Annotated in this window: 21 protein-coding genes and 1 riboswitch; of the genes, 7 read left to right on the top strand and 14 right to left on the bottom strand. The window is 35.3% G+C overall.

Annotated features, from left to right (window positions below; translation table 11 throughout):
• Positions 1-309: 309 nt before the first annotated feature.
• Positions 310-1,860 (bottom strand): glutamine-hydrolyzing GMP synthase, encoded by a 1,551-nt coding sequence (gene guaA / locus ACJQWY_RS06255; RefSeq protein ID WP_407076877.1) that lies wholly within the window; start codon positions 1,858-1,860, stop codon positions 310-312.
• A 197-nt stretch (positions 1,861-2,057) separates the two neighbouring features.
• A riboswitch (FMN riboswitch) is annotated at positions 2,058-2,205 on the top strand.
• Positions 2,206-2,424: 219 nt separating this feature from the next.
• On the opposite strand from guaA, the gene ACJQWY_RS06260 reads away from it, so the two are divergent.
• The gene (locus tag ACJQWY_RS06260; RefSeq protein ID WP_407076878.1) at positions 2,425-2,991 is read left to right on the top strand and encodes an ECF transporter S component; all 567 of its coding nucleotides are present in this window, start codon (positions 2,425-2,427) and stop codon (positions 2,989-2,991) included.
• A 55-nt stretch (positions 2,992-3,046) separates the two neighbouring features.
• Here the strand turns inward: ACJQWY_RS06260 and ACJQWY_RS06265 are convergent, their stop codons facing one another.
• Complete coding sequence (locus ACJQWY_RS06265) at positions 3,047-3,877, bottom strand: glycosyltransferase family 8 protein (RefSeq protein ID WP_407076879.1); 831 nt, start codon at positions 3,875-3,877, stop codon at positions 3,047-3,049.
• Positions 3,877-4,329: an iron chaperone gene (locus tag ACJQWY_RS06270; protein ID WP_407076880.1), complete on the bottom strand. Its 453-nt coding sequence runs from the start codon at positions 4,327-4,329 to the stop codon at positions 3,877-3,879. Before ACJQWY_RS06270 ends, ACJQWY_RS06265 begins: the two co-directional genes overlap by 1 nt.
• Positions 4,330-4,501: 172 nt before the next feature.
• Between ACJQWY_RS06270 and ACJQWY_RS06275 the strand changes: the two genes are divergently transcribed.
• Both ACJQWY_RS06275 and ACJQWY_RS06280 read left to right on the top strand, forming a co-directional pair.
• Positions 4,502-5,350: an NAD(P)H-binding protein gene (locus tag ACJQWY_RS06275; RefSeq protein ID WP_407076881.1), complete on the top strand. Its 849-nt coding sequence runs from the start codon at positions 4,502-4,504 to the stop codon at positions 5,348-5,350.
• Positions 5,351-5,423: 73 nt separating this feature from the next.
• Positions 5,424-5,855 (top strand): Rrf2 family transcriptional regulator, encoded by a 432-nt coding sequence (locus tag ACJQWY_RS06280; protein WP_407076882.1) that lies wholly within the window; start codon positions 5,424-5,426, stop codon positions 5,853-5,855.
• A 69-nt stretch (positions 5,856-5,924) separates the two neighbouring features.
• On the opposite strand, the gene ACJQWY_RS06285 is transcribed toward ACJQWY_RS06280, so the two are convergent.
• On the bottom strand, positions 5,925-6,590 hold the full coding sequence (locus ACJQWY_RS06285; RefSeq protein WP_407076883.1) for a DedA family protein: 666 nt from the start codon (positions 6,588-6,590) through the stop codon (positions 5,925-5,927).
• An 80-nt stretch (positions 6,591-6,670) separates the two neighbouring features.
• Between ACJQWY_RS06285 and ACJQWY_RS06290 the strand changes: the two genes are divergently transcribed.
• A complete protein-coding gene (locus ACJQWY_RS06290) occupies positions 6,671-7,339 on the top strand; it encodes a DUF6198 family protein (protein ID WP_407076884.1) in 669 nt (222 codons plus the stop codon).
• 34 nt (positions 7,340-7,373) lie between these two features.
• On the opposite strand, the gene ACJQWY_RS06295 is transcribed toward ACJQWY_RS06290, so the two are convergent.
• The 3 genes from ACJQWY_RS06295 to ACJQWY_RS06305 are packed head-to-tail and all read right to left on the bottom strand — an operon-like array spanning position 7,374 to position 10,274.
• Positions 7,374-8,072 (bottom strand): ribonuclease H family protein, encoded by a 699-nt coding sequence (locus ACJQWY_RS06295; RefSeq protein ID WP_407076885.1) that lies wholly within the window; start codon positions 8,070-8,072, stop codon positions 7,374-7,376.
• 3 nt (positions 8,073-8,075) lie between these two features.
• Entirely contained in the window at positions 8,076-8,891 is an 816-nt protein-coding gene (locus ACJQWY_RS06300; RefSeq protein WP_407076886.1) for a Cof-type HAD-IIB family hydrolase, read from the bottom strand.
• Positions 8,892-8,912: 21 nt separating this feature from the next.
• The gene (locus ACJQWY_RS06305) at positions 8,913-10,274 is read right to left on the bottom strand and encodes a TrkH family potassium uptake protein (protein ID WP_407076887.1); all 1,362 of its coding nucleotides are present in this window, start codon (positions 10,272-10,274) and stop codon (positions 8,913-8,915) included.
• A 742-nt stretch (positions 10,275-11,016) separates the two neighbouring features.
• Between ACJQWY_RS06305 and rlmH the strand changes: the two genes are divergently transcribed.
• Positions 11,017-11,496 (top strand): 23S rRNA (pseudouridine(1915)-N(3))-methyltransferase RlmH, encoded by a 480-nt coding sequence (gene rlmH, locus ACJQWY_RS06310; RefSeq protein WP_407076888.1) that lies wholly within the window; start codon positions 11,017-11,019, stop codon positions 11,494-11,496.
• A gap of 432 nt (positions 11,497-11,928) precedes the next feature.
• Here rlmH and ACJQWY_RS06315 read toward each other — a convergent pair whose 3' ends face one another.
• Together ACJQWY_RS06315 and ACJQWY_RS06320 are read right to left on the bottom strand one after the other, a co-directional pair.
• Positions 11,929-12,522 carry a DUF1643 domain-containing protein gene (locus ACJQWY_RS06315; RefSeq protein WP_407076889.1) on the bottom strand — a complete coding sequence of 198 codons (594 nt, stop codon included), beginning with the start codon at positions 12,520-12,522 and terminating at the stop codon, positions 11,929-11,931.
• 413 nt (positions 12,523-12,935) lie between these two features.
• On the bottom strand, positions 12,936-13,241 hold the full coding sequence (locus ACJQWY_RS06320) for a hypothetical protein (RefSeq protein ID WP_407076890.1): 306 nt from the start codon (positions 13,239-13,241) through the stop codon (positions 12,936-12,938).
• A 151-nt stretch (positions 13,242-13,392) separates the two neighbouring features.
• On the opposite strand from ACJQWY_RS06320, the gene ACJQWY_RS06325 reads away from it, so the two are divergent.
• Positions 13,393-13,737 carry a helix-turn-helix domain-containing protein gene (locus ACJQWY_RS06325; RefSeq protein WP_407076891.1) on the top strand — a complete coding sequence of 115 codons (345 nt, stop codon included), beginning with the start codon at positions 13,393-13,395 and terminating at the stop codon, positions 13,735-13,737.
• A gap of 75 nt (positions 13,738-13,812) precedes the next feature.
• Here ACJQWY_RS06325 and ACJQWY_RS06330 read toward each other — a convergent pair whose 3' ends face one another.
• From ACJQWY_RS06330 to ACJQWY_RS06350, 5 genes are all read right to left on the bottom strand, one after another.
• Entirely contained in the window at positions 13,813-14,151 is a 339-nt protein-coding gene (locus ACJQWY_RS06330) for a hypothetical protein (protein WP_407076892.1), read from the bottom strand.
• Positions 14,152-14,685: 534 nt separating this feature from the next.
• Complete coding sequence (locus ACJQWY_RS06335; protein ID WP_407076893.1) at positions 14,686-15,645, bottom strand: ABC transporter ATP-binding protein; 960 nt, start codon at positions 15,643-15,645, stop codon at positions 14,686-14,688.
• A gap of 3 nt (positions 15,646-15,648) precedes the next feature.
• Positions 15,649-17,172, bottom strand: coding sequence for an ABC transporter permease/substrate-binding protein (locus ACJQWY_RS06340; RefSeq protein ID WP_407076894.1), 1,524 nt, complete (start codon positions 17,170-17,172; stop codon positions 15,649-15,651).
• 574 nt (positions 17,173-17,746) lie between these two features.
• Complete coding sequence (locus ACJQWY_RS06345) at positions 17,747-18,289, bottom strand: Rossmann-fold NAD(P)-binding domain-containing protein (RefSeq protein WP_407076895.1); 543 nt, start codon at positions 18,287-18,289, stop codon at positions 17,747-17,749.
• 1,022 nt (positions 18,290-19,311) lie between these two features.
• Positions 19,312-20,490, bottom strand: a complete 1,179-nt coding sequence (locus tag ACJQWY_RS06350) for an MFS transporter (protein WP_407076896.1) — start codon at positions 20,488-20,490, stop codon at positions 19,312-19,314.
• A 133-nt stretch (positions 20,491-20,623) separates the two neighbouring features.
• On the opposite strand from ACJQWY_RS06350, the gene ACJQWY_RS06355 reads away from it, so the two are divergent.
• Entirely contained in the window at positions 20,624-20,989 is a 366-nt protein-coding gene (locus ACJQWY_RS06355; RefSeq protein ID WP_407076897.1) for a winged helix-turn-helix transcriptional regulator, read from the top strand.
• The last annotated feature ends 27 nt before the right edge of the window (positions 20,990-21,016 follow it).

The following is a 21,016-nucleotide window of genomic DNA, read 5'->3' on the forward strand; positions in this document are numbered from 1 at the left end:
ATTTACTATGGGTATTTTTGTATCTAGGTGTTCGGATTAATTCTACAATCTCCGAAATATAATAGAGCATCACTGGTTATAGCCGATTTTAGTAAAAATCCACCTAAAATATATTTAACAATTGATGAATTGAAAAACGATAGCATTATTTCATCTGATTTTGAAGGTAGTCTGGAGTTGCTATCTCCAATAAAGTACGTTAAGTCATTGGTACGAGAGTACTATGCAAAATACCCTGAATTTAAAAATTAAAAAATCCGACCTGAATCAGGTCGGATTTTTATTTTGGCAATAAATCGTATATAATGCTTATTCCCACTCAACAGTTGCTGGTGGCTTAGCTGTAATATCGTAGACAACGCGGTTAATCCCATCAACCTCGTTAACAATGCGCCGCGAAATTTCTTCCAAAGCATCCCATGGCAACTTGGCAAAGTCGGCGGTCATCCCATCAATTGACGTAATAGCCCGAATAGCAATCGTGTAATCATAAGTCCGACCATCGCCCATCACTCCAACCGAACGCACGCCGGTCAAAACTGTAAAATATTGCCAAACTTCTGCATCCAAACCACGATTTGCAAATTCTTCTCGTAAAATTGCATCAGAATCACGCACAATTTCCAACTTATCTTCAGTAATATCACCTAAGACCCGAATTCCAAGCCCTGGTCCGGGGAATGGTTGCCGCCAAACTAAGTTGTGTGGCATCCCTAACTTCTCACCCAGCTCACGCACTTCGTCTTTAAACAAAGTCTTTAAAGGCTCAATCAGTGTAAATTGCATGTCTTCAGGCAAGCCACCGACATTGTGGTGCGACTTAATGGTTTGCGCTGTATCCGTTCCAGATTCAATAATATCTGTATACAAAGTACCTTGCGCCAAGAAATCGATACCCTTAAGTTTTGTTGCTTCTTCATCGAAAACTTGAATGAATTCATTTCCGATAATCTTACGTTTCTGTTCTGGATCAGAAATACCGGCTAACTTATCTAGGAAGCGCTTTTGGGCGTCAACTTTCACAATATTTAAGCCAAACTTTCCACCCAAAGCTGCCATAACTTCATTTGCTTCATTTTTTCGCAACAATCCATGGTCGACGAAAATAGAAACTAATTGATCCCCAATCGCTTCATGCAACAAGACACCGACAACTGATGAATCAACACCCCCAGAGAGACCCAAGAGCACCTTTTTATCCCCAACAGTTGCGCGAATCTGCTCAATTTGATCTTTAATAAAATCATCCATTGACCAATTCCGCTTAGCATGTACAACTTTCTCGATAAAATTTTCAAGAATCTGGTGACCATATACTGTATGTTGAACTTCAGCATGGAATTGGATTCCATACAGCTTTTGTTCCACATTCTGCATAGCCGCCACCGGCGTTCCTTCTGAGGTACCGGCGATTGTAAAGCCATCTGGCACTTGTTCGACATAATCACCATGTGACATCAAAACAACCTGATCTTGTGGCGTTCCTTGGAACAACACAGCTTGGTCATCCGAGACATGTAAAGTTGTCTCACCATATTCAGCAGAATCATTTGCTGGGGCAACCTTTCCACCAGGTAATTGATGGGCCATCAGTTGCATTCCGTAACAAATCCCCAAAATTGGAATATTTAAGTTATAAATCTCTGGATCAATGGTAAAAGCATCTTCATCATAAACAGAATTTGGTCCGCCTGAGAAGATTAACCCTGCTGGATGCAAAGCTTTAATTTCTTCAACCGTGATTGTATGTGGTTTTAATTCTGAGTAAACTCCCATCTCCCGAATTCGGCGCGCAATTAATTGATTATATTGCGAACCAAAATCCAAGACCAGGATACTCTCTTGTTGTATGTCAGCCATTGGGTCCCTCCTATTAAATAATTGTTGTTAATTATACGTTAAACTCAACAAATTTTAAAGACTCTTTTTGGCGCAAACTTAATCCCTAATTACATTACAATTTTTCTATATAAATATATTTATATATGAAAATGAATCATCTAAATTCACGCCCGCTGATTTGCTTTATGAGTTGAATGTGTTTATAATAGAACTTGTAAATTCTTCGGGGCAGGGTGTAATTCCCGACCGATGGTAAATGATTAGCCGCAACCTAAGCTAATCAAAGTCCATGAGCTACGTTTTCGTAGTTGATCTAGTGCGATTCTAGAACCGACAGTAAAGTCTGGATGGGAGAAGAATGGAATATGTTAAAATGAACTGCCGACCGTCTGTGAGCGCGTTGGCGTATTCATACGTGCAATTTTAGAGTGATACCGAGAGATTCTCTAGTTTTATGGATGCTTTCATTAATTTTAAACATGTTTTTTAAACTGCCTCGTCGTCCTTACACGAACGGGGCTTTTTTTGTGCACAAATTAACCCTCCGTCCAATTAAATCATTTAATCATCGAGGATGAACTTATGCCAACACGTAAATTAACTTTGATTGCTCTTTTAGCAGCCTTATCAACGCTTTTAATGGTTTTCATTTCCATTCCACTAATCCCGGCCGCGCCTTTTTTAAAACTTGATTTATCTTTTATCCCGATTTTCGTGGGCCTTATGCTACTCGATTTAAAAAGCAGCTATGGCATCTTACTTCTTCGGAGCCTTTTAAAGTTACTAATCGCTAATGCCGGTATCAATGATTACATCGGCCTACCCATGAATATCTTGGGCTACATGCTTTTACTGTTTGTGTTAAACTGGTGCCTGCAACAAAAAAATTGGCGACCATGGGCACGTCAAACTACCGCTTTAATTTTGGGGACTATCACCCTCACAATCGCTATGGTTTTAATAAACTATCTTTACGCCTTACCGCTTTATGCCCAATTTGCCAATTTTAATATCCAACAAATTTTTGGTGTTTGGAACTATCTATTAACGATTGTTGTGCCCTTCAATTTACTTGAGGGAGTCATTTTAATCGGATTAAGTCTAATCCTACTCCCTGCAATCCAACGCATTTTCCGACGCGTTAATTAGTCAATTAACACAAATAATTAAAAGAGGCTGCCAGCATTTCTTCTGCAGCCTCTTTTTAACTTTCCATTATATAATTCATCAACCGTTGATACGTTTCATACAAAGCCGTAAAGCGATTATCATGCCCATTTTGCCAAGGCTTAGGTTTACCACAAAAATGTAAGAAAACCGTGTTATTCATCACCCACTTGACATCATCTTGGCCCAAACTACGCGTCAGATATCGTTGATACATACGCGCATCATAGTTCCAACGTTCTTCGGGAATTTCCACCGCATATTTTCCATACAAATAATTTAAAATATCCTGATCTGGCAACATCAATTGTGGTCCATGTTTTTCTAAAGCAGCACTAATATCTTCCCAACGTACGATCTCACGTGCGCGGTCCAAATCCATCAACATCACTCCAGAGTTGTAGTAACCATGATCCATATCCAATCGAATTTGATTAAATTTAGTTGTCACATCGATGAGTCCCGTATGTGTCGCCGCCGCTAACATATTTCCATCCATATCCATATTCCATAGTTCAGTTACTGAATTTAATACCAAAATATCTGGATCTAAATAAATCACCTTCTGCACTGATTTTGGTAAAATTTCGCCCGCTAATAACCGGAAATACATTTCTTTAGGATACCGTTCAACCGTTGGTGCACCTTGCCAAATACTACCATCGATTTGAATTGCTTCGAATTGAAAATGTAGTTTCTCTGCTAATTGCCGCACAATTTCAATTTCTTCAGCCGTGATAGATTCGTGAACCAGCCAAATTTTAAAAGCAGTTTTCGGATTATTATAATAAATTGACGTCAATTCCACACACAACGGATTTAAATATCCCGCATCTAACGTAAATAACAAATTAATCTGTTCGTTCATTATCTTTCTCCCGCATCGTCTGCTTGACCCAACGCCTTTAAAATTAAAGTTTTTAACTGCGCTTCTACTGCAGGCGTCCACTCTTTTAAAGCAAAACCAATGGGCCACATAGATCCTTGATCCAATTGCGCTGCATCACTAAAATTAACGGTGCTATACCGCGTTTTAAATTTACCAGCATCACTAAAATGAAGCACAACTTTGCCCGCCGCATTGGTGTAAGCAGGCATCCCATACCAAGTTTTCATCCCCAATTCGGGCGCCACTGATCGGACTAAAGTATGGAGTTTATTAGCTAAAAAACTATCTTGATCATCCATGGCAGCAATCCGTTCCAAAACGTCTGCCTCAGGATTCTTTTTACTGCGCTTATTTGCCTGCTCTTTGCGTAATTCAGCGGCACGCTCTTTCATCGCCTCTTTTTCAAAGTCTGAAAACCCACTTTTTTCCATCTCTAAAACTCCTCTTCAATCAATAAATTCATATCCGCCGCACCAGATTAATTGAATGCTATAAATGCTATTAACCTAAGTTTACCATATCATTTTTATTTGACTTATGAAAAAGGCATGCTATGATAATCATAACCTGTATTTTTAATAATCACAGAAAAGAGGATTCATCATGACAACTTACGGAATTACTAGTATTACTGGCCGGTTCGGTCAATTTGCTTTAAAAGAATTACTCAAAACTATCCCGGCCGATCACATTGTTGGTTTTGCGCGTGATATTCAAAAAGGACAAAAAATGGTTCCGGCCGGTGTCACCGTTCGTTTTGGTGATTTTACCCAGCCAGAAACTTTAACTCAAGCTTTTCAAGGAATTGACCGCCTCTTATTTATTTCATCAATTCCAGGACAGCAAGTCAGTCGCGGTCAACAACATCAAAATGTCGTTCAAGCAGCCAAACAAGCCCAAGTAGCGCGTATTGTTTACACCAGTTTCCCCCACGCTAATACCGCCACGACTCCCTTAGCCGCCGACCACTGGGCTACTGAACAGGCCATTACCGCCACTGGCATCAGTCATAGCTTTTTGCGTAATAATTGGTATCTAGAAAACCAACTTAATTTTATCAAAGCTGGAGTCGCCAAAGAACCATTACTTGATGCTACAGACCATGCTACTGTCGGTTGGGCGCTGGAACAAGAATATGCAATCGGTGCAGCCAAGGTTTTGCAAATGGAACAACCAAAAACCATTTACGAATTTTCTGGTCCCGCTAAAACCTTTGCCGACTTAGCTCAAGCTCTACCTAATCAACCGCAAATTCAGTCTGTTACACTCGATCAAATGCGGCAAAATTTAACCGATAGCGGATTAAGAACAGGAGCGATTGAATCAGTTATAATGTCCCAAACGCTTATCCGCGACCGACAATTAGCACAAACAGCTAATGATCTAGCCGAAGTCTTAGGACATCCCCTCACCCCTCTCGCTGAAGCGATTGAGCAACTATTAAAACAATAAGCTTACCAACCTGTACATTTTCAGTTAACCGTTTTAAAATATAGGTACACTTATAATGTATTGGAGTTTTATTATGCGCTATTCGCACAGATTAAGTGATGCTATTCATATTTTGAGTTACATCTCAATTTTCCATGATCAAGATTTATCAAGTACCGCAATTGCTGACAGTGTGCAGGCGAATCCAAGCGCGGTGCGTCGGTTGATGGCCCGCATGAAACATGCTGATTTATTAACTACTCGCCCCGGATCCGTCTCGCCCCGTTTAACCAAGGCTCCGGCTGACATTGATTTATTATCAATTTATCACGCAGTCGAAGATGATCAACAACTTTTACACGTTGATCCCACGACCAACCAAGATTGTCTTGTTGGTGCCAATATCCAGGCAACTTTGGAACAAACGTACGCTATCATTCAGCAACAAGCCGAACAGACCATGGCCACTATTAGTTTGCAAAATATTATTGATGGCATACACGCCAATCATCAAGCCCAAGTCTAACTGTAAACTGTACCTTTCATTTGAGTAAATTAAAAAGGAGTTGCCCTGTATTAACACATGCAACTCCTTTTATTTATCAACTTTTTCCATAAATACGTTCATTATTTTATTTTTAATCTGCGGATGTGTTACGATCATTCCTAAAAGGAAGAGTACAATTAACATGATAATCCAATTTAATCCGTGCGGTAATTCTAATTGACCAAAGTAATAACCTACCGTACTAATCACACTGGCCCACAAAAAGCTCGCTAGTGCTGCCATCTTCAAATAACTTTTAAAAGAAAGGCCAAGCCGATGCACGGTCAACGGCACAATTGTGCGAATAAATGGGATAAACCGACCAAGTATCACAAATAAAAGCCAGCGACGATGATTAAAATGTTGGGCTAAATGATTCAGAAAATCTTGTTTGAGGTGTCGTGCCACCCATGGAATCCGACTCGCCTGCTTTAAAATCCACGCTCCAAAATAGTAATTAACGGCGTCCCCACACAATGAAGCCAGTCCAAAAACTAAAATCAACAGGGCTAACTCGACTCCATCGTGATGAAGTCCGGCAAAGCTACCGGCTGTCATTAACAGGGTATCTCCCGGTATAAAGCCGGTAAAAATCCCTCCCGTCTCTGTAAAAATTAATATGAAACAGGTTAACAACTCCATCCAGCCAAATTGACCGTTTATACTCATCAGTTGACTAACCCAAGTTGAAAACATTTGGATTATCGCTATCATTATTGCGCCCCCCGGATTAATTTATTCGTTATTTTATCATTCATACCTTAAAATAAATATATATTAAGGAGACAGTCAGTATGTGGAAAGAAAATCAACAAATTCGACCGTTAAAATCTTTTGAAGCAGTGGCTTTTTTAATTCTCGGTTTATTTTTAAACAGTATCGGCAATGGTTTAGCAGTTGCTACAAATATGGGATCCGCCGCTTGGACCGCAGCTGCTACTAATTTAGAAAATTTGACACACTGGCCGAAGGGTTACTTTCTATTCTTCTTTGGCTTTTTAGCTGTTTTGATATTAACTTTCTTAACTAGAACCTTTGATTGGCGCCATCTGCTTGGCAATCTCATTTTTCTCCTTGGTTTTAGCTATCTGGTTAATTTTTCAAGTAACTTTTTTCACCTGCTTTTAAATTTATCGCTCCCATGGCGCATTGGCTTAGATTTACTAGCCATTGTCTTAATTGGCACCGGTGTGTCCATAACCATGCGCGTTAATTTAATTACTCATCCGCTTGATGACCTTGTTTTATATACTCGCTTTCAATACTTTCACGGAAATGCCTTTCTATCTCAGATGATTAATTTTATCGTCCCCATGTTAATTTCTTTAATCATTTGGGCAATTTTAGGTGAAATTAAATCCGTTAATTTAGGAACCATCATTTCATTCTTTGGACTCGGGGCCATCATTGGTTGGGCTGACCAATATATTTTTCCAAAATTAATTCATAAAAACGCATTTTAAAAAATGACGAACCCTATGAGCTCGTCATTTTTATTTACTTTAATTCATCCATCGCTTGATTCAAAAGTTGATCTACTAATTGATTTCCAGCGCTGGTGGCATGTCCTTTAACCCAGATAAAGGCTAAATGGTCCTTCTGTTGTTGTACTAAATCATAAATCTGTTGCCACAAATTTAAATTAGCAATCTCACCACTCTTTTTCGTCCAGCCATTCCTTTGCCAGTTATACATCCAATTGGTCACTGTCTCTAAAACATACTTTGAATCGCTGACAATCGTTACCGGCTCAGTCACCTTCTGCGCTTGACGCAACGCTTCTAATAACGCTTGAACTTCCATCTCATTATTAGTTTTTCCAAAAAAAGCTGCTGCATTTTTATAAAGCGGGTTCTTATTATCTAGACCTGTAAAAATTACTACCGCAAAAGCTGCTAAATCTGTCGCCTTAACATGACCGCCTGCCACATTTCCAGTATTCCGACTGCCTCCATCGGTAAAGATATAATAATGCTGCGCTTCTCGTTTAAATTCACCATCATAAACTGTCTCATAGTTACGGTAAGCAGCTGTCGTGGCTGCCTGATTTTCATCAAACCATTGCTTAGCTGCTTCATAACTCGTGAAACCTTTATACTTAGGTGCCGGCTTCGTTTGCGTATATTTCTGAACCGCTGACCAAGGCTTAGTATAGATTCCTTCGTACTGATTACCGATGATTGCGTATGTTTTCATCCTTTAAATTCCTTTATTTTGTAAATAAGCTTCAATTGTTTTTAAAACACCATCATGCTCATTATCGGCCAGTGCAGATGGAAATTTTTGTATTATATCTTGATCACCATTAGCCATTGCTCGCGGTTCATCAGCTAATTTCAGCATCTCTAAGTCGTTTTTACCATCACCAAAAGCCATCAATTGATGCGCTGGGACTTGATAATATTCAGCTAACTTGGCGATTCCGGTTGCCTTATTAACCCCTTGTGCGACTATATCAATTGATCCATAGCCTGAAGTTGTCACGTGCACACTAGCACCTAATTCGGCTGCCATCAGATGCATAAACGTCTCTGTCTCAGCTGCATTAATTCCAAAAGTCATTTTCACAATTGGTTCATCAATTTCATCTAAATCATCAATATACTTGGTGACATGTACTAAGCGTTGAAACTCATCATTACTGGCTCCCATCTTGCGGTGTGCCTTTAACATATATTTCCCCGTTATCCCCACCATAATTACGCCCTTGGTGAGTTCAATCTGATTAATCAGCATCATCGCTTGTGTCATTAATGGCGTGGGGACTGCTACTTGCTGTAATATTTTTTGATCAGCCGTCTCAACTAATGCCCCATTATCAACTATCAAATCAACTTGCCCTATAAATTCCGCAAAGTCTCGGCGAACCATATCAATATCACGCCCCGTTGCTATGACAAAATGACCATTTTGCCGTTTAATCTCAGCTAGTACTCGTGCAAAATATTCATGATTATATGTCTTATCTTGCTTCAAAAAAGTTCCATCTAAATCACTTGCAAAAAAATGTATCATTTTCCATACTCCTTTGTTTCGTTAACCAATGAGAACTTCCTCTTCCGGATATTCATAATGCGTATCTTGACTGTGCACATTTAAAACAGAAAACATCACAGTGTATAACCCAACCCGACCAATAAACATCACAATCATAATAATAATTTTACCGGCCAGCGTTAAGTGTGGGGTTAACCCCAATGATAAACCGGACGTTGAAAAGGCTGCGACCACCTCAAACACGTAATACTCCAATCCACTTCCCTTTGGCAGGGTTTCTGTAATACTTAAAATAAATGAAGCCAAGAAGACGAAAATAAAGGCAATCACAACTAGCATTAACGCTTTATTAACGGTCTTTTTCGAAAACTGTCGATCACCAAAGCGCACCGAATCTTGACCACGTAATGATGCCCAAACCTGAGCAATTAGGATTCCAGCCGTCGTCGTCTTAATTCCACCAGAAGTTGAACCCGGTGTCCCTCCAATAAACATTAATGCAATCAATGCCATAATTCCCGCCGTGGAAATACTAGTCGTTGGCACAATTTCAAAACCAGCCGTCCGGGGGGTTATCGTCAAAAACAATGTATCAATAATTTGATTGAACGGACTATGCCCGTTTACAAAGGTCCCCCGCATAAAATCAGAAGTAAAGAATCCAACGAAGCCTAGAGCAATTAACCAACCTGAAACGGTCAGCGTCAAACGAGTATGCAATGTCATTCGTGACCTTCGCCCCTTTAGCAACAAATCTCGCCATACTAAGAAGCCCAGCGAGCCAGCTAAAATTAAAACCATCGTGACAATCAAAACATATGGATCATCAGCAAATTGCGGGAATGGAGTTTTAAAAAAGACAAACCCAGCATTCGCAAATGCAGAAATCGAGTGGGCCAAAGAAAAATATAAGCCCTGCTTCCAGCCATACCGTGGTACAAAATCAAAAGAAAGGAAAAAAATTCCCAACAACTGAATTACAGCTGAAAGTCGTAAAACATAACTTAGAATTGAATTAACATCATAGAAATTTTTCAAATTCAGCGACTGTTGCGCTAAAATCCGTGATTTTAAATCCAAATGATGACCAGTAATTGTGAAAATTAAAATCGCAAACGTCATAAAACCAAGTGCCCCAATTTCAATCATTAACATCAATACTAATTGCCCGGGGACGGTCCAAGTCGTTGCCGTCGGTAAAGTAGTTAAACCGGTAATTGTCGTCGCTGATACTGCCGTGAAAATCGCATCACTAAAGTGGATGGCTTGATGACCTTGATGCATAAAAGGCAACATTAATAAGAAACTACCTAATAATATGATAGCAATAAACCCAATCGTTAGTATCTGGGGGGGTGTTAATTTCTTCAGAATCATTTTCACATTCACTATAGTATTCATATTTTTAACCTTCTCATGCTTTCTCATCTCAAATTATAGCAGAGTATCACCAACAAGGTATACATTCTACCAGCAATCAACCGTGTACACATATAATGTGGATAACTATTGGATAACTCTTTTCCCCTCCTGTGGAAAAATTGTTAATAACTTGAATTAGTTTTCAACATATACTTTATATTACGTGGATAACCAGCCTGTGGATAAAATTTTTATTTTTTCATATTCTTGCAAAAACTCTGCTATAGCAACGTTTAATCCCAATATTAATTATGCACCATTTGTGGACAATTATTATTTCCATAGCCATTTGAAATTATTTGAAAATCAAACTTTTAATTGTGGATAAATCTTATAAAAATCATATCATTAAACGCTTTCATTTTATAATTCTTAATTATTATTGACCTATACACAAATAATGTTCGCTTTTTCAAAGGTTATTTCAACCTCGCTTGTTATTAAACCTAGTTTTCAGCATTAATCTTAAACTTATTTACCCACTTTAGACCTTGACATACCTAACTTATAAAAGTTTTCCACAGACTTAGCCACAGCTGTGTATAACATCCTATCCTTCGAGTAAATTACTTTTTAAACCGTGCTATAATAGGAGTCATATTGAAATCCATACAATTTTTTAATGTGTAAAAGTTCTATGATTAATAAAGATTTTCCGGCTGAAAGCAGGGCCTATCTAGATATTTTAACTTTTACTTAATTCACAATCAAAGGATGCCTTATGAATATTAAAATTATCACCGTCGGTAAACTCAAAGAACGTTATTTAAAAGATGGCATTGCTGAATATAGCAAACGTTTAAGCAAATTTGCTAAATTTCAGATTATCGAAGTTCCAGATGAAAAAGCACCTGAACAGCTCTCAGATTCACAAATGCATCAAGTGATGGAAAAAGAAGGCGAGCGAATCTTAAATAAAATTGCTGATAAAGAATATGTCTTCGTATTAGCGATTAAAGGACATGAGCGTACCTCTGAAGAACTAGCTCATGAAATGAATGCATTAGGTATTAATGGTCATTCTGATATTACCTTTGTAATTGGTGGTTCATTAGGAACCGCCCCCGCAGTTAATCAACGTGCCAATGCCCTCATTAGTTTTGGTAAGTTTACCTTACCGCATCAACTAATGCGGCTCGTCTTAACTGAACAAATTTATCGGACCTTTATGATTAACAACCATTCTCCTTACCATAAATAACTGCATCTTTTCCCGTTTTAATGGGACTATTCGCTCCTAAATACAGATTTATTAAAACTTCTTACCCCGCGCCAAATCTTGGTTGCGGGCTCTTTTTATGTCCTGGTTGATTGAAATTTCAAATATTTATATTTTATATATATTTAGGAATCATGTACGATATCATTTGATCATTACGTCTGTCAAAAAACGTCAAACAAATTGGTACTCATACGTTTTAGTTTTATTTAGGTTCTTTATAATTATTTTTGAGTCCCTTTCAATCAATATTTTAGCCAATCATATCGAATTACCCGTTATTTCCCGACGTTCCCCGTTCAAAATCCCGCCCAAATAAAAAAACGGGTACGATGAGCCCTTACTGGGTATAACTTCATCGTTGATTTCCCGTTTTCCCGTTTATTTTACCGATAATATATAGATATTATTTGACTATAGATTGATCCTGATTTTAGCTGAGTTCATTTGTTTTACAATTCGTTCATATAGTCTGACGGACTCTAATGTCTCTAGTTGCCAATTCAATCCAAAACCACGCACAAATCGAGACAATGGATGTGCAGGTTCTTTAGTATCATGTACCACCAATACTTTTATTTTGTTGTTGGCTTCTTGATCAATTAGACGTTCTAAAAATGTACGTAATCTAAATCTTGAAATTTCTGATTTATCGTTCAAAGCACCAGTCGAAATGACAATGTAGTCTTGTTTTAGTGCAGTTGTGACTAGTTCATCCATACTATTATCTGTGTACGCTTCACGTAATATTTTCTCATTCGCTTTATTACCTACACTCTTTGAAAACAAATTACCTACTACGACACCTCCTCCTCCCAATTTAAAGATGGCATTTTGAATCAACATCCCAGTCATATCATCTGACACCAGCAATTCATTAGCTGGATAATTACTTAATACAAAATAGCTTGGTAGATCACTATCCCACTGCCTGCTTTTCCAGAATATGTGTTCGCCCTCTATTTTTTGACTTAGCTTCATTGTGACTTTTTCGATGGTTTTAGCCATTGTTATTTACTCCTATATCCTTTACTTTCATATGTAATGTCGCCCTTATAAAGTACCACATACCCTAATATCAATCCTTCTACGTTGTAATATGATGAAATAGTCACTACCTCATTCTTATTGATTAAGATGATCTGTGAATTGATCTTTACCTTGTACAAATCTAATAAAAAAGCTGGAACCATTGTTGGCTCCAGCTCACTTATCTCAATTAATTGTTCTTTTGGTTTTAAGACCTCAATTGTACTAATATGTTCCTAACCGAATAGGTTTATTACTTGCTTCATCAGTATTCTTTTATACATATTTGATACATCCTCTTTTGCTGTTTTTTTAAATAGGATTTTCATATATAAAAAAGATATATCTGTATATAGATATATCTTTTTTAATTTATTTTACATAAACCAAAATTACAATATTTGTTTCCAATTTGATCCAAACCGATCTTTTAATACACCCGATGCATGTATTCTTAAATTTTCATCTTCATATTGTAAAGCCCATTCAACTAGTTGCGCATTCGAAGCGTGGACTACTTTATCAATATTTTCTCTATGCTGTTTTTGTTCAACGTTATCATTGTGCAAAATCAAGGCTATAGTAGCTACTAAACCTGCCCCAACTGTTCCAGCAATTTTCGCCCATTCAATCCCAAATTTAGAATGAGTTACCCATACCCCAACACCAATTAAAACTAAAATAATAAAATAAAACATTTTAAATCACATTTCATTAATTCACAATTCGAGTTTTCATTATACCACTATAGGTTTAGCTTTTATACAACTATAGTTTGTTATTTAAAGTTATAAATTACTTTATCGTTACTCTTATGACTAAAGGAATATTAAGGAGTAAGTGTTAATAATGATTCATACAAATAAAATGTCCATTGGTACTAATATTAAACAACAACGTAAAAAATCAAATTTATCTCAAGAGAAGCTTGCGGAATTAAGCAACATCTCTACAAATTATTTATCTAGAATAAAACGATCAACCGATGATAACATGAGTGTACACGTTCTTATTTCAATCGCTAATTCACTTGATACCAATATTATCGAATTAATCGACCTATCTATTTCATCTGATTCTAAAACTAACATCAAAATAAAACAATTAAATAACGAAATTTTTGCTATTGATAAAGATAAAATTGATAACGTTATTAATTTAATAATTGAACTTGTTAAAAATATTAATTACTAACGTTTTATTTATCTTTTTGAATGATATTAATTAATTCTGTCGCAACTGTGATTAAAATTTGTTGTCAAATTTTCATTAGAATGTCCATTCTAGCGCTCCTTCTTTACATGTGGCGATTAGTTTATTGTCTTTGACCAATGCCAATCCCAAAGGATTATTTGACTGAATATCTAAAAAATTGACTATGATAATTTCCAGCTCTGTATTATTATTCAATTTCAGATCTGATACCACATATTCCATGATGTATTCACTATCGCTTCCAATAAAATCTGGTAGCTCTTCATACCCCAACTCATCCGCAAACATAACCACTGATTCTATTGGATAATAATGCTTAGATACAACATCTTTAGCATCACAAACTGTGTTAATACATTCGGTCAAAATCTGTTTTAACTTCACTTCTTCCATCGTTATTCCCTCCTTTTAGGCACAAAAAAAGCTAAGTTAATTTCACTTAGCTCTACTTCAACCTTATTAGAATATATAGATATATTTTCACTTGGTTACTTTTAGTTCTTACTTATTTATGAATTTAATATAATTTCATCAACTTCAATTTCCGGAACGCAGAAACTTCAAATTTTTTTCATCAAAATTCATATCATATTCATATGATTTCATACTATACTGAAATTGACCAAGAACCGTTCGTTTCCAACAATTCAAATATAGTTAAAAATACATTACTATACGAGTTAGGAACTCCATATCGGTTGAACTGCATTTTTTTATATTTAGTTTCACGTGAAACTTTAGTAAAAATTGAATACTCTTATCAAGACAGTAATCTTACATATCATTAAAATGTTTTATAAACCCTTCTTTACCATCTTCAACAACAGGATCATGTTGCAAATATTCATAATCAACATATTTTTCAACTGCTAAAGTCGGGAATTCCCAAATATGCAATTAATTTATTATTTTCTTTCATTATTAGCTTCAATCTTTCTCATGTTCACTTAGGTAACTAATTACTTGTTGCCGGCTTAAGTATCCCAATATTTCTTTACCTTCTTGAACTGCGACATATTCATACTTTGACAAAATTTTGAATACAGCTCGCATTGTTTCTTGACTATCAACTAACATACTTTTTTGATTTGGTTTCTCAGTTATATAACCTTGAACCATTCCAACTCTTCCTATATAAACATCATATATATTCTTTACTAGACTAGCTTTAAAGAAATCACGTACAAAATCATTTGCCGGATTTTGGGCAATTTGTTCTGGTGTGGCTACTTGTAATACTTTACCTTTACTCATAATTGCAATTCTATCGCCTAATTTTAACGCTTCATTCATATCATGAGTGACAAAAACAATAGTCGTATCAAATTTTTCATGAATATTAAGTACTAAATCTTGAAGTTGTTTTCGTGACAATGGATCTAAAGCACTAAATGGTTCATCCATCAGAATTATCGAGGGCTGGGCAATGACAGCTCGCAATATTCCTATACGTTGCTGTTCTCCACCTGATAATTCATTTGGCATTCGTTTCCAATAGTCTTCTGGTTTCAATCCCACCTTAGATAATAATTCATAGGTTAACTTCTTTATCTCAGATTTAGGCATTTTTTTCATTTCAGGAATTACAGAAATATTTTGAGCAACAGTCATAGTAGGAAATAACGCAATCTGTTGTAATACGTAACCAATATCTTTTCTCAGTTTACGATCAGATACAGCCTGAGAATCTTTACCATTAACAAAAATTTCACCGTCAGTTAATTTCTCCAAACGATTAATCATTTTTAAAGTGGTTGTTTTCCCACTTCCTGATTCTCCTACTAGCACAAATAGCTCACCTTTTCTAATACTTAGGTTCAAATCCTCGATAACATCTTGTTCTTGATATTCTTTTTTTACATGTATAAATTCAATCGCATTTGTCATCTGTTATTCTCCCTTCAGCAAGTTATGTTTAATTAAATATTGATGTGCAACTAAATTCGCTGATTTTTTCTGCACATTTACTTCATAATTCATTTTTTGCATTTCCTTGTCAGAAATTTTACCAGCCAATTTGTTTAATGCTTTAACAACTTTAGGATGTTTATTAGCAAACTCCATCTTCATTAATGGAGCCCCTTGATATACCGGGAAGAAATTCTTATCATCATTCAGAAGCTCTAAATGATACTGTTGTAACTCACTATCTGTTGCATATGCATCTATTAAATTAATCCGACCGTCATGAATTGCCTCATATCTCAAAGCAGGTTCCATTGCTTTGGTTTGAACGTTCAAGTTATATGCTTTTTTTAAACCCTTCATTCCATCATGTCTATCAATAAACTCTAATGTCATTCCTGGATTAAGAGTATTCTCGATTTTTACTAAATCACTAATGTTTCTCAGATTATTATCTTTTTTGAATTCTTTATTAACCGCTAAAGCATAAGTGTTATTGTACTTCATCGGTTTTAAATAAGCCATTTGTTCTTTTTCTTGTAGAGCCTTTTTTGCTTGATTATATGTTTGAGCCGCCGTTTTTTTGGTTGGTGATTTTTCTTTAACCAACGTTTCCAATACTGACCCAGTGAATTCCGGGTAAATATCTATTTGATCGTGCTTTAGGGCACTAAAAAGGAAAGTTGTTTTACCGAAGTTCGGCTTCAATTCCACATTGGTATGCTTATCACTATTTTCAATAAGTTCCTTATACATATTAATCAAAATTTCTGGTTCTGATCCCAATTTTCCAGCAATAGTAATAGTCTGAACACGATCAATGAATACATTATGAACACTTATTCCACCAAACATTAATAAAATACTGGCAAAGACTATTAATGCATGAAGTGGTTTTGCTAACTGAAACCAGCGTACTATTAGACTCAATATCACTGCTAACATTGCAGAAGTTACAGCACCAATAATTAATAATGAGGTATCATTTCTATCTATACCTAACATAATGAATGTTCCCAATCCACCAGCTCCAATTAAAGCTGCTAATGTTGCAGTTCCGACAATCATAACTAAAGCGGTTCTAATTCCGGAAACAATCTGAGGCATTGCAATAGGCAATTCCACTTTAAAAAGTTTTCTTGTAGATGACATCCCAAAGGCATCTACAGCTTCTTCAATAGAACTGTCTATCTCTGAAATACCAGTATAGGTATTTTGAAAAATTGGCAATAATGCATAAATGACCAATGCAATAGTAGCCGGGACAGTCCCAATACCTACCATTGGAATTAATAATCCTAGTAAAGCTAATGATGGAATTGTCTGCAAAATACTGGTGATTTGCAAAAAAATTTCAGCAAATCGTTGATGTCTAACTACCCAAATTGCCAATGGAATAGCAATTACCATAGCAATTAATAACGACACTATTGATATTTCTAAATGCTGCCATAAGGCTATCAATAAGTCATGTCGTCGTTCCATAAATATCGAAATTAAATTTTGCATATCTTTCCCCTAAGAACTTATTTGCTCAATATATGGTACTATACTCTAGAATATAGTAAGGTGTTAATATTATTTATAAAGTATTTTGATCCTTAGACTTTAAAAAAGGAAGAAATTTTGATTGATTCAGCAGACATTAAAATTCTAAAAAAACTCAATAAAGACAGTCGGATTAAAATTAATCATTGAGCTAAGCCTATTTATTTAACCCTGCCGTTAATGAGCGTATTAAAAAGTTAGAGGATAACGACATCATTAAACAATATAGAATAGAGGTTCATTTAGAAAAATCGGCCATTATCATCAAATATTTGTTGAAATAAACATGTCTGCTCCCAAGTTCGACTTAACCTAATAATAGATATTGATAGCTACAAAAAACGCATGTATATCAACAATTTAACTGGTAACAGCTAATAATAAGTATAACCTAATATATGTTTTTTTGACTAACCTTGTGCTTAATTCCGTGCTTGAAAATTAAAGATTTTCCCGCTGGCATGTTCGCTTTAACTTAATTGTAGAAGCGTTTTTTAGTGTAAAATAAAAAACACTTTACGTAATTAGTAGAGTGTTAAATATGAGTTGAGATTATTAAATAATTTGCAAGTCGTTGCTTTGCAATATCAGCATTATATTTACCATTACTTAACGGGACTATATGACCGTAATTGTCTAAGAATTTACCATTTATGCTTTCCATGCTAGGATCGAAAACTAGATATGATCCTACGGGTACTTTGGTATTTTTTACTTTCTTAGAGTGTTTCATTAAATTGCTTTGTACATCACCGGGAAAAAATGCATTTACATTAATGTTATTAACTTCTAATTCCTTGGCAAGTGGCTTCACTAATAAAGTTTTATGGGTCAATTCCCACATTCCACGTAAAATGATATTAAATTGAAGTTCCCAGATTGGCATTTTTTGAATAGGTTTAGGCATACCAGTTACAATTGCGATACTAGGGTGTTCTGCATTTGAAAGTAAATCTTTTAAGGCGTGGGCTAAGAAATAATGTGATCTTAGATTAATATCAATGTTTATTTGACGTGACTTAGGGTATACACCAGCACAATCTAATAATACATCAATGTGATTAATTTTTGCTTTCAATTCATTGGATACCGAATGTAAACCAATTTTGCTACTTAAATCACCTAAAATATAAGAAACATTATTATTTAAATTTATTTGTTTTATTGCTGATTCAGCTCATTCTCTGTTTCTTCCAATTAGAATTAAATTAACGTCCTCATTGGTTAGGCTTTTTGCAATTGCGAATCCAACTCATGACGTCCCACCAGTTATAATTATATTTTTAGTAGACATTTTTAAAGTTCCGTTTTTTGTAATTAATTTTGTTTATATATGTAATTATAACCCCCGGCTGCCAACTAGGAAAAGAACCGAATAACAAATGATGGCGTTTCTTAAAGCACTGCAGTTATTATTATTTTTCAAAATACCCCCATCATAAAAATAACGTTTAATTTATTTTGGAACATCAAAGGAAGGGATTTCGACTGTTTGAAATATAGTGAAAGCGTAAAGGAATGTGGGTAACGTTGTTCAATCATTGATACAACTTAATTTATGTAAAAAATAAGCATCCAAAATGGGCGCTTTTCATCTTATTTAAGCGAAAAAATATCCGTTTATATCTGGTTATATTCATCGTTTTTTAGTAATTTTAACATTGCTAACCCCCATCAATAGCCATTAGAACATCTCTAAAAAGTAAATTTTTTTGAAATCGTTGTTTATGCACGGTACGAGCTGACCCATTCAATCGTTTTCAAACTCTTCCTTATTTCTTGCTATAATTCGATCACTTGGTATTTTATCAACTTTTCGTATGAAGTATATTGCTGGCAAAATCACTACCATATATTATCAGGATAACTATTAGATAATTCATTATTTATTTTCTACGCTTCCAAACAATCAATCCATATAGTAATATAAAACAACACTAAATATACCAGCATATGTAACCTTTTATACTAATATCTTTGGCAACATCGTCTGTTATATTATCTGCAGCTCTAATATATTTACGCAACTACAATCATCGTTTTTTAATTACCATAAATTTAATAATTTTCTACTATACATAATAATACAATGATGAAACATTATTTTTTGATCTTATTTTTATCATTTAGCATCCATGTCAATAAAATGCTAATTAATACCATTATTATTCCAAAATATGGTGTAACTCTTAACCCAACTGCAGCTACTCCCTGTCCTCCTAATAAGGATCCTAATGTAATTCCAATATTGAATGCAGAGATATTTAAAGCTGAGGCTATTGAAATATCATTTGGTGTATATTTCTCAGCCATTTGTACAATATATAGTTGTAGCCCCGGAACATTCATAAAGGCAAATAAGCCTAAAAGCATAATATTTAATAGTCCTAGCCAGTGATTATTCATAAATAATAATAGTAAAATTAACGTTATTAATAAACCTATAAACATTTTAATCAAAGCTGGCAAAATATTTTGATTAGTCAATCGTCCGCCAATAGTATTACCCACTGCTACCATAACTCCATATATAACTAGAATAATAACAACAGAGTTTGCACTCCAATGCATCATAGATTGAAGAATTGGTGTAATAAATGTATAAACGGTGAAGGTAGCTCCATATCCTAATGCGGTTATAATTAAAGCAACTCGTAAAGTTTTACTTTTCAAAACATTTATTACACCCATAAAACTAGTCTTACTTCCTAGTGGTAAATCATTAGGAACAGTCACCCAATTTACAATCAATCCTATTATTCCAATTAATGAAATAAAATAAAAAGACATATGCCATGTACTAATTTGTCCAATAAACGTCCCAAGCGGCACACCCGTCACAGTCGCTACGGTTAGCCCGGTAAACATCACAGCAATCGCACTTGATCGCCGGCTAGGTTCAACAACATCCGCTGCAATTATAGACGCAATCGACATAAATAAACCATGTGCTAATGATGATATAACACGGCCAATTAATACCACGTTAAAATTAGGCGCGGTCGCTACGGTTATATTTCCAATAATAAAAACTATCATTATTAAAATTAATAATCTTTTCTTCGGCCAATGATTTGTTAGTACCGCTAAGATTGGGGCACCAATTGTAATACCCAGTGCATACAGTGAAACTGTAAGTCCTGCTAATTCCACTGAAATATTAAAATCTTTCATTAATAATGGCATTAATCCAACGCTAATAAACTCAGTAGACCCAATAGCAAAAGCACTTATTGCTAAAGCAAATAAAATCATATTTTGTTTTTTGTGATCTTCCATTTTGTCCTCCATATATATAAAAATAGAAACGTGATATTATTATAAACGCCCTATAATATTAAACAATTAGGCACTATATTGTTCGATAGGTACCTTGAAGTAACATTGAATCAACTTAAGGAGTAAGTTAAGCATGTCTGAAAAAATATATAATATTGGTGTAGAAGCTACTATTGAAATTATTGGTGGCAAATGGAAACCTATCATTCTCTGTCATCTTAGAAATAATCCAATGCGGAATAGTGAACTATTAAAGGCAATTCCTAATATTTCACAAAAAGTTTTAACAGCTCAATTAAGGGAACTTGAAAATAACGAAATTATTGATCGAAAAATATATCCAGAATTACCACCACATGTTGAATACTCATTATCTGATTATGGAAAATCGCTAAATCAGATTCTAAATCTTCTATGTACTTGGGGTGAAACAAATATTGATCGTCGCCGTTACAACGGTGAATCCGTAGATGTATTGAATCGTGACAATAATATTTAAAATTATAATATTCTTTCAAAAAAGTAG

The organism is Weissella kandleri, assembly GCF_045504165.1.
GTDB lineage: Bacteria > Bacillota > Bacilli > Lactobacillales > Lactobacillaceae > Weissella > Weissella kandleri_A.

Bases quoted from the DNA above. Each gene is read 5' to 3' on its own strand.
- ACJQWY_RS06305 (WP_407076887.1), bottom strand. From the start codon at position 10,274: ATGAATACTATAGTGAATGTGAAAATGATTCTGAAGAAATTAACACCC.
- ACJQWY_RS06260 (WP_407076878.1), top strand. From the start codon at position 2,425: ATGCCAACACGTAAATTAACTTTGATTGCTCTTTTAGCAGCCTTATCA.
- guaA (WP_407076877.1), bottom strand. From the start codon at position 1,860: ATGGCTGACATACAACAAGAGAGTATCCTGGTCTTGGATTTTGGTTCG.
- ACJQWY_RS06295 (WP_407076885.1), bottom strand. From the start codon at position 8,072: ATGAAAACATACGCAATCATCGGTAATCAGTACGAAGGAATCTATACT.
- ACJQWY_RS06290 (WP_407076884.1), top strand. From the start codon at position 6,671: ATGTGGAAAGAAAATCAACAAATTCGACCGTTAAAATCTTTTGAAGCA.
- rlmH (WP_407076888.1), top strand. From the start codon at position 11,017: ATGAATATTAAAATTATCACCGTCGGTAAACTCAAAGAACGTTATTTA.
- ACJQWY_RS06300 (WP_407076886.1), bottom strand. From the start codon at position 8,891: ATGATACATTTTTTTGCAAGTGATTTAGATGGAACTTTTTTGAAGCAA.
- ACJQWY_RS06265 (WP_407076879.1), bottom strand. From the start codon at position 3,877: ATGAACGAACAGATTAATTTGTTATTTACGTTAGATGCGGGATATTTA.
- ACJQWY_RS06270 (WP_407076880.1), bottom strand. From the start codon at position 4,329: ATGGAAAAAAGTGGGTTTTCAGACTTTGAAAAAGAGGCGATGAAAGAG.
- ACJQWY_RS06320 (WP_407076890.1), bottom strand. From the start codon at position 13,241: ATGTTTTATTTTATTATTTTAGTTTTAATTGGTGTTGGGGTATGGGTA.
- ACJQWY_RS06315 (WP_407076889.1), bottom strand. From the start codon at position 12,522: ATGGCTAAAACCATCGAAAAAGTCACAATGAAGCTAAGTCAAAAAATA.
- ACJQWY_RS06350 (WP_407076896.1), bottom strand. From the start codon at position 20,490: ATGGAAGATCACAAAAAACAAAATATGATTTTATTTGCTTTAGCAATA.
- ACJQWY_RS06330 (WP_407076892.1), bottom strand. From the start codon at position 14,151: ATGGAAGAAGTGAAGTTAAAACAGATTTTGACCGAATGTATTAACACA.
- ACJQWY_RS06355 (WP_407076897.1), top strand. From the start codon at position 20,624: ATGTCTGAAAAAATATATAATATTGGTGTAGAAGCTACTATTGAAATT.
- ACJQWY_RS06340 (WP_407076894.1), bottom strand. From the start codon at position 17,172: ATGCAAAATTTAATTTCGATATTTATGGAACGACGACATGACTTATTG.
- ACJQWY_RS06335 (WP_407076893.1), bottom strand. From the start codon at position 15,645: ATGACAAATGCGATTGAATTTATACATGTAAAAAAAGAATATCAAGAA.
- ACJQWY_RS06285 (WP_407076883.1), bottom strand. From the start codon at position 6,590: ATGATAGCGATAATCCAAATGTTTTCAACTTGGGTTAGTCAACTGATG.
- ACJQWY_RS06280 (WP_407076882.1), top strand. From the start codon at position 5,424: ATGCGCTATTCGCACAGATTAAGTGATGCTATTCATATTTTGAGTTAC.
- ACJQWY_RS06325 (WP_407076891.1), top strand. From the start codon at position 13,393: ATGATTCATACAAATAAAATGTCCATTGGTACTAATATTAAACAACAA.
- ACJQWY_RS06275 (WP_407076881.1), top strand. From the start codon at position 4,502: ATGACAACTTACGGAATTACTAGTATTACTGGCCGGTTCGGTCAATTT.